The following is a 17,334-nucleotide window of genomic DNA, read 5'->3' on the forward strand; positions in this document are numbered from 1 at the left end:
ATTAAGCAGGTAAATAAATCAGAAGCCTACCCAAAATTGATGCTGACAATAAAAATGAAGTACTGATTATCGACTTAAATTTATAAGTCGATAAAAGAGAGTTATGGGGAAAATAAATCGCCTCGATCGTTGGTCTCAACTCACGAGGCGATTTTGTCTGTTTATACTGCTAGGATCTGAGTGCTACCCCCACTTACCACCTCAACTTGTTGAGGCATTAGCGGCAAAAGCGGACTTAAGACGAATCGAAGAGCCCACTCGCGACGGTATCACGTCAATCCGTTGTTGCATTTGCTCTTTCAACTCTGACACATGGGAAATCACACCGATCATTCGGCCTGTTTGCTGCAACTCCACCAAGGTTTGAATGGCGAGATCAAGTGATTCAGGATCCAAGCTGCCAAAGCCTTCATCAATAAACAAAGTCTCTAAACGAATACCACCGCTGTATGACTGGACAACATCCGATAAACCAAGAGCGAGGGAAAGTGCCGCCATGAAAGATTCACCACCGGAGAGTGTGGCTACATCACGCGATTTTCCGGTGTAGCTGTCTTCCACAATCAGATCGAGCCCACGACCCGCCGTGCCCTTAAAGCCTTCGGTTTTTCGCGTTAACTGGTAGCGGCCTTTACTCATTAGCGCCAAACGATGCGAAGCCTGAATCAGCACATCATCCAGCAACACTCCTAATACAAAACGGTGCAAACTAATGCGACTGCCTGTTTTGCCACTCGCCACATCGTAGAGTGTACCAAAGACCTTGTACTCTTCTTCAAGGCGATGATTATGCGTGTGCAGTTCAGCTATCTTCGCTTGTACGGTCTCAAGCTTCGCCACCAGTGAACGTGCCGCATCCAACTCATTTTTGATCTGTTGATAGTGCTGTTCAGCCGTTGTCACCAACAACTCTAATTGCTCAAGCTCGGGCGATTGCTGATTTTTCAAACGCTCTTGGAGGTCTTGATAACTCTGCTCTAAACGTGTCGCCTGCTGTTGATGTTGCTCAATCTCGCGTTTCCATTGTTCGATCTGTTCTGGTTCGACACGCAGCGCCAAATAGTGCGGTTCATCGTCAAATGAGGATACAGACAGCGCCTCCAACCATGCCGTTTGGTTTTGCTCACTCCGCTGCTGAGTCTGCAGCAACATCTCACTGTGTGCTTTGACTTCACTTTTACGTGCGGCAAGCGTTTGTTGAACCTCCTCAAAACGCTTTTGGATCGTCTCTTTTGCCGTTTGCAAAGCCGTGGTTTGTTGCTTGAGCTGCGCGATTTCCTGCTCAACTTGGGCAACCTGGCTAAACTGCGCGGCAATTTGTTGGCTGAACTTCGCCAACTGTTGCGTTTTTTCTTGCAACGTTGCAGTGCTAGAAATATGTTGCTGAGCGAGTTCTTTTTCCATCTCCTCGCCTTTCGCACAACGCTCCGTCAATTGTTTAACATGGCTTTCTTGCTGAGCGAGATCTAACCCTTGCAGCTGTTTGAGCGTGTGACTGATTTCAAGAGTTTGCGCCTGCAAAGTTTCTAACGGGCTCTTAAGCAGCTCACCGAGTTGTGTTGCTTTTTCCTCAATCGCTTTCTGCTGTTGCTTGACTTGTGCAAGGTGCAGCTCCAGCTCTTGGTGATGTTGATTGAGCTGGGCGAGCGCGATTTTTTCCTGCTCACGGGCCTGCTCTACCTGATGTTTATGCACAGGCTCACCAATAAACTGCGCTTTTTGCGGGTGCTCAAGGCTACCGCAAACCGGGCAAGCTTCCCCTTGATGAAGGCGCTGCGCCAAAATAGCGGCTTGGCCATTATGCCAACTCAACTCAATGTTATCCGCGGACTGTTGGGCATTGAGCCAATGCTGCTTGGCTTGTTGGTGTAACTGCTCTTTTTGTTCAGTTTGTGTGAGTAAATTCTGCAGCGCTGTATTCAGATTCTGGTATTGCTCATAGTCACTGATCTGACGCTTAAGCTCGCTCTCTCGCGCTTCAAGTCTCGGTATCTCTGCCGCTTGCTGCTTGGCCTTTTCAAACGCTTCAATGGCGGACGTCAGCTCCTGCTGCATCACGACTTTATGTTCTTGCACGCGCTTTAATTGGTGTGCAAATTTCTGCACGTCTTCTTCAAGACGAATGATATCTTGTTCAAACTGGGCTTTTTCCACCAGCTTGCTTTTAACCGTCTCTAATTCATACGTTTGCTGTTGTAGCTGAGGAATTTGCTCGGCATTTTTCTGTGCCTGAAAACACTGCTGCTCGAGCTCATTGCTCTGCAACAACAGTGTGTTTAATGATGCGTTAAGCTGTTCAATTTTGCCATGCTGAACATGAACATCATTGAGTGTGTTTTTCCACTGGCGATACGGTGCGTCAAGGTGCTGGGCTTGACGTGCTTGTTCCAGCTTTTGCGCCAACTGATGCATCTGATCATTTTTCGCCAAATGGGCATCTAAATTCGTTTTGGCCAAAGCCAGTTTGTTAAAATCATCGACCAGAGCTTTGGCAACCGATAGGGATTGCTTGGCCGAATTGTAACGCTCGAGAGCGTGTTTCTCCGTCTCTTGCCACTGCGTCAGTTGCGTCTTTTTGTCTACAAGCGCCTCTTTGAGCGCCTGCTCATCACTGACATCCGCCACCTCTAGCGCCCCACGAATTTGATTATCAAACTCTTCTTTGGCTTTACTAATCGCATTGGCTTTATCTTTTAGCGCCCATTCAATGCGTTTGTAAATTTCTGTTTGGAACAGTTGGCCAAAAATCTCTTCACGATCTTTGGAACTCGCCAGCAGCAAATCGCGGAACTTCCCCTGTGGCAACACCATGACTTGGCGAAACTGCGTTTCATTCAATCCAATCAGTTCCGTCACTCGCGTTTTCACTTCAGCCGTTTTGCTGGTGATCAGTTCTTCGTCATCTTGGCAAAGATAAAGCGCGGCAGTGTGTTTTTTGGTGGTGGTGCCTTCACCGCGTGCTTTTGCCGCCTCTTGCTCAGGTAAGCGAATCACCTTATAGCGTTTTCCATGTAGCAGAAACTCTAACGTCACTTCCGTGGCTAGATGGATAGAGGCCAAATCTGAACGCATCTGCATACCTTGGCGCTCATTGCCTGTGGTTTCGCCATAAAGGGCAAAACAGATCGCATCCAAGATAGAGGTTTTTCCCGATCCTGTGGGCCCATTGATTAAAAACAGAGGGTTGTCACCCAATTGAGTAAAATCAATGACTTCACGTTCAGCAAATGGACCAAACGCCTGCATGGTAAGTTTGAGTGGTTTCATCGCGATTCCTAAGACTTGGTCAATTGTTGAATGAGTTGGCAAATCGCGGCATCTTGCGTTTCGCTCAGTGGGTTATCCTGCGCTTGTGCAAAGAAATCACGAAACATATCAACTTCGCTACGAGCCAATTTAGCTTGCGATAAACCTTGCTCTACGTTCATTAACATCCCTGGTTTTTCTAAATGAAGAACATTGGGATAGACCGCTCGCAACTTTTCCATTGGGTTTAAAATGGCATGTTTGTCATGCAAGCGAACAAGCAAATAGTCTTGATAATTGGGATCTTGCTTACCTTGTTCGAGAATATCGTTCATTTCGCCCTCAATCACCCGCATGTCATGAGGGGCATCGAGCGCGATGTGTTCTGCGCAGACAAAACCGTTTTCATCCAACTGCACTAACGTGAATCCTTTTTTCTGGAACTGCTCAGAAAAACTGTATTTCATCAATGAACCACTATAACGAATCTGTTCTTCCACTCGCTTTTGTGGTTGGTGCAGGTGCCCTAAGGCGACGTAGTCAAAAATGGAAAAATGCTCATAGCTAACGCGGTCAGATCCACCGATGGAAAGTGGACGCTCCGACTCACTGCTCTGCGCCCCATCGACAAAACAGTGGCTCAGTAGCACCTGACGCTGTTTGGGATCAAAATGCTGGCGAATTTCATCGACCAAGACGCGATGCGCCTCATCATAATTGCTCACCGGCACGCCAAATGCGTCGCGCACTTGCTCAGGATCGCTGTAAGGCATGCCATAAAACGCCACATCGCCCGCCCTCTCACTTGTAAGCACAACCGGTTCAATCATTTGTGAAAACTGGCTAATGATGTGCAGCCCTGAGGGTTTCATTTGCGAAGCACCAAAGCCCAAACGCGCTGCACCATCATGGTTGCCTGGAATCAGGATCATCGGCGTATCAAGTTCACCACAAATTTCATCAATCGTTTTGCCGAGCAGTTCGATGGCGGCAGTAGGCGGCACCGAGCGATCAAAAATATCGCCAGCAACGACAACGGCATCAACGGGATGATTTCGAATATAATTAACTAACTGATCGAGCACGACGCGTTGATCATCAAGGAGTGAAACATTGTGAAACTGGCGTCCGAGATGCCAATCTGAGGTATGGATGAACTTCATGAATTGTCACTGCCAACAAATGAGAGAAGAGTGTCGAATATTGTTGGCCATCATAGCACAAAACCGCGCAGATTCTATGGCTGCTCAAGGTTCAAATAAGCAGCAAAACCCATCACATTCAATGAGTTCCTTTTAGCGAACTCGCGTTATCTGGCACTGGTTTTCTGGGTGATTTGAGTTGTGGACTCCGTTGATGATTTGCTCCTAACGCATAGGATAGCCGACCAAAGATAGAAGAGTCTCCCGCGGCAAGTCAAAGATCAGTTCCAGCCCTTTCGCAAATGCCTTTTGCCTTATCACTTCAGCGTTTTTAACTCGTTGTAATTTTTGCTCATCACCAAGATACAGCCCCTACACAGGGGTATTTCTGAGCCAATCATAAAAGTGCTTAACGTACCCATCCAATTTGAGCACCATAATTTGACCAAACTTACGAATCGGCGCTAAATCCGCTTCAGTAAGTTATTGAAGTTTCAGAAGTTCATCTGCATCTTGATGTCACTTCCCACTGACATACCAGCTTTTACACCCTTTGTACGCGTTTTTTCAGTATAGACCTGCGCCAATAAAAGCAATGGGTAATATCGATGTTTGTACTTTTTCCAAACTGAACTAAACCTAATAAAAGACCAATAATAATGATTGTTATTTAAGTTAAAGCTAAAGTAAAAGTCGTGGCTTATTTTTTCATTCAGGGATATGAATCAAGAGGCAATTTATGCGCATCAATCAACCCGTGACTCAGAAAGAGGTGACTTACCCTCCTCACTACAACCTTCTTTCTGTTACCTCTCCTTCCAGTCATATCACTTATGCGAGCAAAGAGTTTTGTGATGTCGCTGGTTATACCTTAGAGGAATTGCTGGGGCAGCCACACAACATGGTTCGACACCCTGACATGCCACCCGAAGCGTTTAAAGATTTATGGGAACATTTGAAAGCGGGTAAATCTTGGATGGGAATGGTCAAAAACCGTTGTAAAAATGGCGACCATTATTGGGTTGATGCGTTTGCCTCACCCATTAAAGACAGCTCAGGTAAGGTTGTCGAATATCAATCCGTCCGGTTGTGTCCAAGCCGAGAAAATGTCGAAAATGCGACTCGGCTATACGCACAAATCCGTGCTGGCAAAACACCGATTCAACTCAAGCTTCCTCGCACTCGACTATGGCAAAGACAATCAATACTGTTTTTGGGCGCGACTCTCTTAAGCTTGGCGTTCAATACCGCGCTTCCCGGTTTAGGCATTTGGTCACTTCTCTTGCTGTCTGTGGCGATTAGCTACAGCTCCACCCGCCGATTAGAATCGCTTTCAGCAGAAGCGCGTAAAGTGTTCGATAACCCATTAATGGAACTGGTATACAACAAGAATGTAGACGATATTTCCGAGATAAAACTGGCACTTAAGATGCGTCAGTCTGAGCTCAATGCGGTGGTGGGACGCATTCAGGACTCCAACCAACAACTCATCGTCTCTGCTCGTAGTTCTTCCGTAAACAGTGATAAAGCATCGCACAACCTCAAAGGTCAAACCCACGAGACAGAACAAGTGGCTGCAGCCATTACCGAAATGCACTCCACCGCCAACGAGATCGCACAAAACGCGCAAAGTGCTTCAGACGCAACAGATCAAGCACACAACGCAGCCAGTGAAGGGATGATCACTGTGCAAGACACCGTCAAGGCGATTAAATTGCTGGCAGGACAATTGGATGAGACTTCAGACGTGGTGAGCCAACTCGCGCAACACGGCAAAACCATTGGTGATGTGCTGATCATCATTCAAGGTGTGGCTGAGCAAACCAACCTTTTGGCACTCAATGCTGCCATCGAAGCAGCACGGGCTGGCGAACAAGGGCGAGGCTTTGCGGTCGTCGCCGACGAAGTTAGAAAGCTTGCGCAGCGAAGCCATGAATCTACCGAAGAAATTCAGAAAGTGATTGGATTGATCCAAAGCAGCACTCAAAAAGCAGTCTCATCCATGAGTGAAGGGACGCACTTGGCTGAACAATGTGTCTCTTCAGCCGACTCCTCTGGGCAAAAGCTGCAAATACTGCTCGACCAAGTGACGGACATTTCTGATCGAAATAACCAAATTGCCACAGCAGTTGAAGAAATGGCTCGAGTCACGGAAGACATGAGCTCTAGTGTTCAATCCATCAATGATGCTTGTTCAGCCGCCAACGTGCTCTCTAGTGACACGTGTCACCAATGTAACGCGTTGGTGAAATCCCTTGATAGCCAAGGTAAGCTGGTTTCTCAATTCAGGCGCATTTGATGCGATCAACCTATAGACGATAAGCAATAAAACGCACGACGGGTAAACAAGCCCGTTGTGCGTTTTTATTTGGGTCGTAATACCGAGAGATGGGCTTGTAGTGAATTAGGAATCTTATCTTCGCCATCGGAGATTGGAAATGATAAGATCGCGCCAAAGCCGTCTGCACACACCTTAGATGAAGTTGGTATCACAGATTTCTAGCCAAATACGGTATGTTTTCAGACAGACAAAGAAACACAAAGGGCAATTTATTCAAATGGTTAACAATTCAATTCAATGGTTTCCGGGCCACATGCATAAAGCCCAAAAAGAGATTGCAGAAGCGATTCCGCAGATAGATGTCATCATTGAAGTGCTAGATGCACGTATTCCTTTTAGTAGCGAAAACCCTCTTATTTCTAAAATCCGCGGTGATAAACCCGTCGTTAAAGTACTGAACAAGCGTGATTTAGCCGATCCTGAGCTAACAGAACTTTGGATTGAACATCTTGAAAAAGAACAGAATGTAAAAGCGATGGCGATCACCACGTCACAGACTCAAGAAGTGCATAAAATTCTTGAGCTATGCCGTAAGCTAGCTCCTCATCGTGAAGAAGTCGGCAAAAACATTCGCACCATGATCATGGGCATCCCAAACGTGGGGAAATCCACCATCATCAACACTTTGGCCGGCCGTGCGATTGCACAAACGGGTAACCAACCAGCGGTGACTCGCCGTCAACAACGCATCAACCTGCAAAATGGCATTGTGTTATCAGATACCCCAGGGATTCTTTGGCCAAAAGTGGAAAACCCTCATAGTGGTTTTCGTTTAGCCGCTACTGGCGCAGTGAAAGATACGGCGATGGAATATGACGAAGTGGCATTTTACACTGTCGAGTACCTCGCAAAGCACTACCCAGAGAAGCTGAAGGAGCGCTATCAGATCGAAGAACTGCCAGAAACTGATGTTGAGTTGATGGAAGAGATTGGTCAACGCCGTGGGGCATTGCGTTCAGGTGGTCGTGTTGACCTCCACAAGGCCAGTGAAATCCTGCTGCATGAACTTCGTAGCGGCACGCTAGGACAAATTACCCTAGAACGCCCAGAGATGATCACTGAAGAATTGGTGGAAGTGGAACTCGAAGCAACACGTCGCGCGGAAGAAAAGGCAAAGAACAAAGAAGAGCGTCGTAAACGTTACCTACGTAACAAACGTTAATAAGCGTTAATAAACGAAAGGGATGCCCAAATGGCATCCCTTTTTACTGAACTGAAAAACGCAACGCTTTACTGGCAGGCCTTAGCCGTGAACGAGTGCCAGTTCAAGCCCATCCAACAGTGCTTGCGCGTTTTGCCAAGTCATCACCTTTTCTACCACAATTTCCCCTGAGAGATCTTCGCGCTGACGACTCTCAGCCACCCTGCCGCCAATATGCAGATAAAACTCAATCGCCTCGGTGTTGGATTCACTCACCTGTAAATAAAGGCCACGATCACTAAAGTAATGCTGCTGCCACTGCGCGATTTCTTTTAATAACTTGCTGCCAATTCCTCGGTTTTGAAACGCGTCATCGACGTAGAGTGAATCAATGAAGGTGCCCAGCTCAAAGTCATGGTTACCGAAAGCACAAATAAAGCCCAGCAACAGACCGCCTTCCTCGGCCAAAACGATGTGCTGACTAAAGGGAGGGTTTGTTAATCGAGTTTGCCATAGCAGCAGTTTCTCGGCTGAGACCTCATGAGTCAGGTACTGCTCACTCAAGATACCGCCATAGTGTGACTTAAGGCTGTTTGCGTGAAGTTGGGAAATCCGTTCAAAATCGCAATAATTCGCTACTTTAAAATCCATTTTCAAGTCCTTATCGCTACAAATAGTATTTTCATAAAGAGTTAATACTACACTCTTCCTACCAGTAAAGGGAAACATTCCGTTCACATATTTTGCCATTTAGTTTGACTTACACATGTTCGCTGATATTCTAGCGTACAACTGTTCGCTTAAACATTTGAGGTCTATCTTGCAACAACAGAAACCGCCATTCATCTGGCTCAACATTGCCATCTTTGTTACGTCATTAGTGCTCGCCCTTGTGGTCACACCTTGGTACGGTATCAAGGAAGGGTTTGGTTTTGAGCACCTCATCTGGTTACTCGTCACTTTTAGCTTCACCAACCTTTCTATTACTGCTGGCTACCATCGTTTGTGGAGCCATAAGACGTATGAAGCGCATCCTTTGCTCCGTATTGTCTTTGCCATCGGCGGTGCTTTCTCTCTACAAAACAGTGCATTGCATTGGTCTTCTGATCATCGTATGCACCACAAGTTTGTTGATCACCACGATAAAGATCCCTACTCCGCGAGCCGCGGCTTCTGGTTTTCTCATATCGGCTGGATGCTGCGAGACTACAATCAATCAACCTACAACGATTACACTAACTGTCGCGACCTCCAAAAAGATCCCGTCATTATGTGGCAGCACAAATACTATGTGCCACTGGCAATAGCGACAAACTTGGGTATCCCTTTGCTACTGGGTTGGTATTATCAGGACATCATCGGCATGCTACTTGTGGTTGGTGCACTACGTTTAACACTGAGTCATCATTCGACGTTCTTTATTAATTCCTTGGCTCATATTTGGGGAAAGCAGACCTTTACCGACAAAAACAGTGCAAGAGACAATGGGTTCTTAGCCGTTTTAACCTTTGGTGAGGGATACCATAATTTTCACCATATCTTTGAAAACGACTATCGCAATGGGATTTATTGGTGGCAGTACGACCCAACAAAATGGTTGATCAAAAGTTGTTCATGGTTAGGTCTAACCCGTAACTTGCGCCTCACTCCACAAATGAAAATTGACAAAGCGAGAGCCGCCACACGGCTAAAAAACGCGCTCAACCAACTTGCTCAGCGCGGTGAACAAGAGTCACTCAAACAGCAATTGCAATTGGAATTCGATGGCCTAGTTGCCACGATGAAAGATTACTACGATGCAAAGAAACAGCTTCTAGAGTGTAAAAAACAGACTGCTTTGAAGAAATATGAGGTAGCGTTAGTAAAAATACGTTATCAACAAGCCAAAGAAGACCTGTTAAGCCGCTATAAACGCTGGCACGCGCTCACCGCGCATTATGCTTAGCTCCTAAAATATTTTTAACCCTCTAAAACAATCAGGCTCCGTTATGGAGCCTGATTTGTTAGTCGATGAATTGTGTCGCTTGGTGCTTACGATCCAATATTGAACACATACTTATCCATCAATGACACCATGCGGCCAATTTCTGGTTTGGTGATGGTGTCATTGGCACCCAAGGCCAATGCTTTCGCACGGTTGTCTTCACTCATTAACGAAGAGAACATCACAATCGGTAGAGTCTTGTAGGCTTCGCTGTCTCGTAGACGTTTCACTAAGTGCATACCGTCCATACGAGGCATTTCTACGTCTGTCACCACCGCATCAATCAACTCACTCAGCGGCAAATTCTCTTCACGTGCAACTTCAATCAAGTTCATTAACTTATCATGCGCTTCACCGCCATCTTTACAGGCGATGATATTGTAGCCTGCGGAAGTCAACGTTTCTTGGATCAGAGAGCGAATGAACGCAGAGTCGTCCACCACCATAATGGTTTTGGCATTACGCTTGGTGACCATACGCTGGTTAAGATCGACACTTCGGTCTGTTTTAACGTCGTATTTCTCCATGCTGAGCTCTGGGTTGATATCAGCGATGATTTTCTCGAAATCGAGGATCATGATCAGATTGCCATCTTTTCGTACAACCGCAACCACGCAATCTTGTTCGCCCGCTTCCAAAAACTGACTCGGCGACTCAACATCATTCCATGAAATACGGTGAATGCGACTGATACTGTCGATTAAAAAGCCGTTCGTCATTTTGTTGAAATCAGTAACAATAACGAACTTGCGCTCAACCGCCGGACGAGTAGGTACGCCTAACCAGCCAGCCAGATCGACAAGTGGCGTTAACACATCACGCGAAGAAAACACACCAATCATATGCGGCTGAGCATTTGGGTAATCCGTTGTTTCTGGAACTTGGATAACTTCACGCACTTTCGCAACGTTGATGCCGTAATAGCAAGTTTTCGTCTTACCGTTAGGCAAAACCTTCTCCAAATGAAACTCGATAATCTCAAGTTCATTGGTTCCACTTTCGGTCAAAATTGTACTACTTGAATAGCTCATGATTTCAAATACTTTTCATGGTTAATAAACCACCTGTTGCCAGGCTACGGTTTTTTATCGATTGTTTTCTTTTTAACTGCTTGGCTCAGTTTTGTAAATCGGCAAACAACTCAATAGTTCAAATATTTAAACAAAAACTGTGATTCACCACGTTTGCCAGCAAAAAATGCCCGTTATCTTCAATAATAGTCGCAGTTTTTTAATTCGCTGAAGTTTTCTTCATTCGATGAATGATTCCTGTTTCCTCATATGCAACTAACCACGAAGAGGGATACCGTGCGCGCTTCCTCCCCCATCATGGATGGTGCGATACACAAGATAAGCATCAAAGAACAAACGAAAACTAGAATGCAGGAGCACGGAGAGAAGTCTGGTTCAAGAAAAGACAAAAAGGCACCTATGCTGGTGCCTTTTCAATTGTTCTCTCATTTACTCATGAGAAAGGTATTTTCGTTTAAACTCAGATGCAGAGGCAAATACAAGCAACAAAACAAATGTGAATAATGTCCCTAGGCCGTACCATAAGTTTTCATTGGCTAGTAGCTCATAGCAGCTTACCGCAAAGATCATGAGCGCTACTAGTAGGTTAAAACGGTGTATCCAAGGATGTTTAACCGAAAAATGGGCATATTTTCTACCAATCATACTTCAACTTATCAAACCTTACTTATTAATATATCAATAAAACCACACGCTATTCCAATAAACAACTCTATTTTGCTATTTTTGGCTGAAAATCACATCCTTAAAATTTTCAGACGATATAGCAAATGAATTATTCGGCGAGCTAATTATTCCAAGCGAAGTTACGCCCAGATTGACATAAAAGCAAACAACTATGTAACTATTTTTTTACTTAGAGTTACTAACAATGAACTAGATCTCATTGTCATGCCACTCAACGACACTGTTTCTCTCAATCAACGTCGGTTCAAGCTGTACTACCTGCACTTCTGCGGTCTCTTTATTGATTTTTTTGAGTAAGGTTTCGACAGCGGCTTGACCTAAACGATATTTAGGTTGATGAATAGTCGTAAGCGAAGGCGTCATAAATTTAGCAATGTGTATATCGTCGTAACCGATAATAGAAAGGTCATGAGGAATCTCCACACCCAGCTCATTGGCAGCATTGATCACCCCCATCGCCATCATGTCATTGCAAACAAACAGAGCGCTCGGCAATGAGCCTTTGGCGACGATTTTTTTGAATGCTTGATAGCCCCCTTCGCACTCGAAGTCCGCTTCCACAATCCACGCGGGATTGAACGGCAACCCGTGCTCATTGAGCGCCCGTTTGTAGCCTTCATAACGCATTTGAGCTTGATGCTTAATCAGCGGGCCGGTAATACAGCCAATCTCTTTATGCCCCATTTGAATGAGATGGTTCGCGGCAAGATAGCCACCACGTAGCGAGTTGTCCTGAATCTTATCGCTACTAAACAGCATGGGGCCCCAATCCATCACCACCACAGGGATATCAGGGTAGCGCTCAAACACATCCAAACGCTCACCTTCAAGCGAAGAACACATCAGAATCAAACCATCGACGCGTTTTTGCAGCAAGGTCATGATCGACGATTTCATCCTCTCGTGGTCGCCTTCCGTATTGCAGAGTATTAAGTTGTATCCTTTTTGATAGCAGCTGCGCTCTACCCCTTTAACCACTTCACCAAAAAACGGGTTGGTTGAGGTCGTTACAAGCATTCCTATGGTATTGGTTCGGTTGACTTTTAAACTGCGGGCTAAGGCGGAAGGGGCAAAATAGTTGAGTTCTTTAGCAGCATGATTGACCCGCAGCGCAATTTCTTCACTGACAAAACGGGTCTTATTAATAACATGGCTAACGGTTGATGTAGAAACACCAGCAAGCTTTGCAATATCTTTCATCGTAGCCATGTTATTCTCCTAATTATTGGCTAACTGTGCGCGGCTAAAAACTCATCGACCTCTTTACGGGTTGGAATAGAAGTTTGCGCTCCAAATCGAGTCACTGAAATCGCCGCAGCGGCATGAGCAAACTTAATCGCTGATTCTAAAGGCATATCCTCCAATAAACCAGTGACCAATGCCCCATTAAAAGTATCTCCTGCAGCGGTTGTATCGGTGACATCGACTTTAAAACCGCAGATGCGTTGTCCTCTGCCATTTTCGCTGAGCCAAACCCCTTTAGAGCCAAGCGTAATCATGACGATCTCAATGCCTTTTTGATGCAAAACATTGGCGGCTTGCTGAGCGCTTTCGTCATCCATGACCTCGATCCCGGTTAACACCTGAGCTTCTGTCTCATTTGGTGTGATCACGTCGATGCATACTAATAGCTCGTCAGACAATGTGCGCGCTGGTGCTGGATTTAAAATTACATTGGTTTTTGCTGCTTTGGCTTCTCTGGCCGCAAGCTCTATCCCACAGAGAGGAGTTTCCAACTGCATAAGAAGAAATCTGGCATCACGGATGCGTGGCAAATCCGATTCAATGGCCGCCTCGGTTAACTTGGCATTGGCTTCCGCCGAGATACAAATGCTGTTCTCACCGCTGTCTGCGACTTGAATCATTGCGATACCTGTTGGGCAATTCGGTTGCATCTTCACGCCTTCGATTTGAATACCGTCAAGCTTGAAGTTTTCACGTATATTGATGCCAAACGAGTCATCCCCAACACAAGCGATGAAGCCCGTATCTGCACCTAAACGCGCAGCGGCAACGGCTTGATTGGCCCCTTTCCCACCCGGAATCACTTGATAATTTCGCCCATGTAACGTTTCCCCAGGACGTGGAAAGGATGGGACTTGAAGCACATGGTCTGCATTAACACTACCTAAAACCACTAACTTGTTCATTGGGCATTCCTCAGCTCATGAATGAGCTTTGTTCATTGTAAAACGACACTGATGACGTTGAGTTTTCTGCTTACTAGAGAGCAAAGCGCGAACCAAAAACTCAATGGCATCGGGCGTTTATGCCTCTAACTAACGTCAGAGGCATAACATGATGATTATTTCGTTACGACTTTCAGTGGAACAGGGATGTAACCTTCAACCTGTTCGCCCTTCAGCACTTTGTCGGCGGTCTCAATACCAAGCGCACCGATAAGATCGGGCTGCTGGGCGATGGTCGCCGCCAGTTTGCCACGATTCACCGCGGCGATACCGTCGTCGGTGCCGTCAAAACCGACAATAACAATGTCTTTGCCTGACGCTTGCACTGCACGTAGCGCACCGAGTGCCATTTCGTCATTTTGAGCAAATACCGCTTGAACATTTGGGTTTGCTGCCAGTAAGTTTTCCATCACGTTCAGGCCTTTAGTGCGGTCAAAATCCGCAGGTTGGCTCGCAAGCAGTTCCATATGACTGCCTTTCACCGCATTCATAAAGCCTTCCCCACGCTCACGCGCTGCTGATGTCCCAGCGATACCTTCAAGCTGGATCACTTTCGCTTTTTCACCCACTTTTTCGACGATGAAATTACCCGCCAATTCACCACCGACCACGTTGTCTGACGCAATGTGGCTGACCACATCACCACGGCTTGCACCACGGTCAAGCGTCAAAACAGGGATGTTGGAACGGTTAGCAATACGAATAGCATTGGATACCGCATCCGAATCCGTTGGGTTGATCAAGATCGCTTTCACGCCACGAATGGTCAGGTCTTCCACGTTCGAAAGCTCTTTGCTCGGATCGTTTTGCGAATCCAAAACAATCAGATTGTAGCCCAGCTCTTTTGCACGCGTTTCCGCCCCATCTTTCATGGTGACGAAGAATGGGTTGTTCAGCGTTGAAACTACGATCGCCATAGTATCTTGCGCCTGCGCACCAAGAGAAACGGTAGAGGTTAGTAGTGCAGCAGAAATCAATGTTGCCAATTTTTTCATTGTTGTCGTCCTTTGTACTTTTGTAGGGGTGCCAAGCCGAAACTTGGCTGTCAGAGAGTTATTCCAGAGTTCAAATCATTTATTTATTTTTGTTATCCACCATGACCGCCAGCAAAATAACGGCAGCTTTGGCGATCATTTGGTAGTAAGAAGAAACATCGAGTAAGTTCAGCGCGTTGTTTAAGAAGCCAATAATCAGGGCGCCGATAAGCGTACCCATGATGCGCCCTTTACCACCCATCAAGCTGGTACCACCCAACACGACCGCTGCAATGGCATCAAGCTCGTAACCCATCCCCGCCGTTGGCTGCGCCGAAGATAGGCGTGATGTGACGATGATGCCTGCCAAAGCAGCAAGCAGGCCGCAAATCGCATAAACACCAATTTTGACTTTGTCGACGTTGATACCAGATAGACGTGTTGCGGATTCGTTCCCACCCAGTGCATACACATAGCGACCAAAGCGGGTGTGGTTAAGCAGATACCAGGCGGCCGCAAACACGATGACCATTAGCCATACGGGAACAGGAATACCCAACGCATAACCTGTACCGAACCAAGCGAATGCATCTGCCGTATCAGTGAATCCGGTAGAGATAGGACGGCCATCGGTGTAAACCATGGTAACGCCACGCAGCAGCGTCATCGTCACCAGCGTGGCGATAAAGGCTTGAACTTTGCCTTTGGCAATAATAACGCCGCTAATGGCACCCAACGCTGCTCCCGCTAACAGCGCAGTTGGCACCGCGATGAGTACGGGTACTTCCATGGCGACAAGGCTCGCAGCAAACGCACCACATAAGGCCAACACCGACCCCACACTCAAATCGATGCCCGCGGTCAGAATAACCAAGGTCATCCCCACGGCGATGATCGCGTTCACCGAAGTTTGACGAAGAATGTTAAGAATGTTGTCTACGGTGAAAAAGTTCGGATTGAGAAAAGAGACCACCACGATGAGAAAAAGTAACGCGATGAGCGACTTCTGCTCAATGAGCCACTCTTTACTGATCCAAGTTCTCTTTGTCTCATTTGATTTGCTTTTACTCATGATTTCACTACTCATGCTGCTTCCTCAGATACGCTTTTGCCGACGGCACAGGCCATCAGTTTTTCCTGATCGGCGTGTTTTGCTTCAAACTCACCGGTGATGCGACCTTCATGCATCACTAAAATTCGATCGCTCATGCCGAGCACTTCTGGCATTTCAGATGAGACCAGAATGATGCTCATACCTTCGGCTTTAAATTTGTTGATTAACTGGTAAATTTCTTTCTTCGCTCCGACGTCTACGCCTCGAGTCGGTTCGTCTAGGATCAAAACTTTCGGTTTGGTCATCAGCCCTTTTGCGATGGCCACTTTTTGCTGGTTTCCGCCAGAAAGATTGCCAATAATTTGCTCGCGAGACGGCGTTTTGATGTTGAAAAGTTGGATAAAGTCATCCACAGCAATCACTTCATCTTGATGTTGTATTTGCACACCTTTGCTCAACTTATCGAGCGCACAAAGTGACATGTTTTCTTTCACCGAAAGACCAAGGACGAGCCCATCGCCTTTGCGATCTTCTGAAATGTAAGCGATGCCATTTGCCAAACCATCTTGTGGGCTTACCGGATTAATGGTGCGATTATCAAGATTGATCACGCCTCTCTCACTCGGCAAAGCGCCATAAATCACTTTCATCAGCTCTGTTCGTCCAGCTCCCATCAGACCTGATATACCCAAAATTTCCCCTCGCTTTAAGGTGAAACTGACATCGTGTACACCCGAGCCCGTCAGGCCAATCACTTCTAAACAGGTTTGACCGTGCGCCACGTCAATTCTTGGGTATTGCTCTTCAAGCTTGCGCCCGACCATCATCTCAATTAAGCCATCTTCGTCTGTTTGCGCGACTTCACACTGACCGATAAATTTGCCATCGCGTAACACGGTAATGTCATCACAAATTTCGAAGATCTCTTTCAAACGATGGGAGATGTAAACAATGCCACACCCCTGCTCTCTCAGCTCTCGAATTACCGAAAACAGCGCCTCTGTCTCAGTATCCGTCAAGGCGTCTGTTGGCTCATCCATGATGATGACTTTGGACTCAAAAGAGAGCGCTTTGGCGATTTCCACCATCTGCTGTTCACCCAGACTTAGCTGACCAAGTAATGTCTTGGAGCTGTGCTTCACTTTCAAGCGCGCAAGCAGTTTGTCCGCTTCTGCGTACATTTTTGGCCAATCAATACGCCCAAACGCCGAGGTAATCTCTCGACCAAGAAAAATGTTTTCTGCAATGGTCAGTTCACGAATAAGGTTTAGTTCTTGGTGAATAATGCTGATCCCAGCTTGTTGTGAATCTCGTGGCCCTTTGAACTGCGCTGGTTGACCTTGATAAACTATCTCACCTGCGTCTCGTGAATAGATACCTGTGAGCACTTTCATCAAGGTGGATTTTCCTGCTCCATTTTCTCCCATCAAAGCCATCACTCTTCCTGGGTAGACATTGAGCGAGGCCTTATCTAACGCCTTCACGCCAGGAAATGCTTTTTCAATTTCACTGAGCTGTAAAATCGCTTGGTTCATACTCTCTCCT

General features: G+C 46.4%; 13 protein-coding genes. 3 read left to right on the forward strand and 10 right to left on the reverse strand.

The window, feature by feature from the left end; translation table 11 throughout:
• Window positions 1-201 precede the first annotated feature (201 nt).
• Window positions 202-3,267 (reverse strand): AAA family ATPase, encoded by a 3,066-nt coding sequence (locus CIK04_RS03995; RefSeq protein WP_097352581.1) that lies wholly within the window; start codon window positions 3,265-3,267, stop codon window positions 202-204.
• Window positions 3,268-3,275: 8 nt separating this feature from the next.
• Window positions 3,276-4,409, reverse strand: a complete 1,134-nt coding sequence (locus CIK04_RS04000; protein WP_097352580.1) for an exonuclease SbcCD subunit D — start codon at window positions 4,407-4,409, stop codon at window positions 3,276-3,278.
• 718 nt (window positions 4,410-5,127) lie between these two features.
• On the opposite strand from CIK04_RS04000, the gene CIK04_RS04010 reads away from it, so the two are divergent.
• On the forward strand, window positions 5,128-6,687 hold the full coding sequence (locus CIK04_RS04010) for a PAS domain-containing methyl-accepting chemotaxis protein (protein WP_097352579.1): 1,560 nt from the start codon (window positions 5,128-5,130) through the stop codon (window positions 6,685-6,687).
• 259 nt (window positions 6,688-6,946) lie between these two features.
• Window positions 6,947-7,891, forward strand: coding sequence for a ribosome biogenesis GTPase YlqF (gene ylqF / locus CIK04_RS04015; protein ID WP_038968440.1), 945 nt, complete (start codon window positions 6,947-6,949; stop codon window positions 7,889-7,891).
• An 81-nt stretch (window positions 7,892-7,972) separates the two neighbouring features.
• On the opposite strand, the gene CIK04_RS04020 is transcribed toward ylqF, so the two are convergent.
• Entirely contained in the window at window positions 7,973-8,521 is a 549-nt protein-coding gene (locus CIK04_RS04020; RefSeq protein WP_011081058.1) for a GNAT family N-acetyltransferase, read from the reverse strand.
• A 169-nt stretch (window positions 8,522-8,690) separates the two neighbouring features.
• Here CIK04_RS04020 and CIK04_RS04025 point away from each other — a divergent pair, with 169 nt between their 5' ends.
• Entirely contained in the window at window positions 8,691-9,815 is a 1,125-nt protein-coding gene (locus CIK04_RS04025; RefSeq protein ID WP_175546847.1) for a fatty acid desaturase, read from the forward strand.
• Window positions 9,816-9,901: 86 nt separating this feature from the next.
• On the opposite strand, the gene CIK04_RS04030 is transcribed toward CIK04_RS04025, so the two are convergent.
• From CIK04_RS04030 to rbsA, 7 genes are all read right to left on the reverse strand, one after another.
• Entirely contained in the window at window positions 9,902-10,885 is a 984-nt protein-coding gene (locus CIK04_RS04030; RefSeq protein ID WP_017422543.1) for a chemotaxis protein, read from the reverse strand.
• A gap of 429 nt (window positions 10,886-11,314) precedes the next feature.
• Window positions 11,315-11,530 (reverse strand): hypothetical protein, encoded by a 216-nt coding sequence (locus CIK04_RS35460; protein ID WP_011081055.1) that lies wholly within the window; start codon window positions 11,528-11,530, stop codon window positions 11,315-11,317.
• Window positions 11,531-11,761: 231 nt separating this feature from the next.
• Window positions 11,762-12,781 carry a substrate-binding domain-containing protein gene (locus CIK04_RS04040; RefSeq protein ID WP_038963799.1) on the reverse strand — a complete coding sequence of 340 codons (1,020 nt, stop codon included), beginning with the start codon at window positions 12,779-12,781 and terminating at the stop codon, window positions 11,762-11,764.
• A gap of 20 nt (window positions 12,782-12,801) precedes the next feature.
• The gene (gene rbsK, locus CIK04_RS04045) at window positions 12,802-13,722 is read right to left on the reverse strand and encodes a ribokinase (protein ID WP_097352578.1); all 921 of its coding nucleotides are present in this window, start codon (window positions 13,720-13,722) and stop codon (window positions 12,802-12,804) included.
• 155 nt (window positions 13,723-13,877) lie between these two features.
• Window positions 13,878-14,756 carry a ribose ABC transporter substrate-binding protein RbsB gene (gene rbsB, locus CIK04_RS04050; RefSeq protein ID WP_017422540.1) on the reverse strand — a complete coding sequence of 293 codons (879 nt, stop codon included), beginning with the start codon at window positions 14,754-14,756 and terminating at the stop codon, window positions 13,878-13,880.
• A 79-nt stretch (window positions 14,757-14,835) separates the two neighbouring features.
• A complete protein-coding gene (gene rbsC, locus CIK04_RS04055; protein ID WP_306460203.1) occupies window positions 14,836-15,807 on the reverse strand; it encodes a ribose ABC transporter permease in 972 nt (323 codons plus the stop codon).
• An 11-nt stretch (window positions 15,808-15,818) separates the two neighbouring features.
• The gene (gene rbsA / locus CIK04_RS04060) at window positions 15,819-17,324 is read right to left on the reverse strand and encodes a ribose ABC transporter ATP-binding protein RbsA (protein WP_039447414.1); all 1,506 of its coding nucleotides are present in this window, start codon (window positions 17,322-17,324) and stop codon (window positions 15,819-15,821) included.
• Window positions 17,325-17,334 lie beyond the last annotated feature (10 nt).

The sequence above is a fragment of the Vibrio sp. 03_296 genome (genome assembly GCF_002265885.1).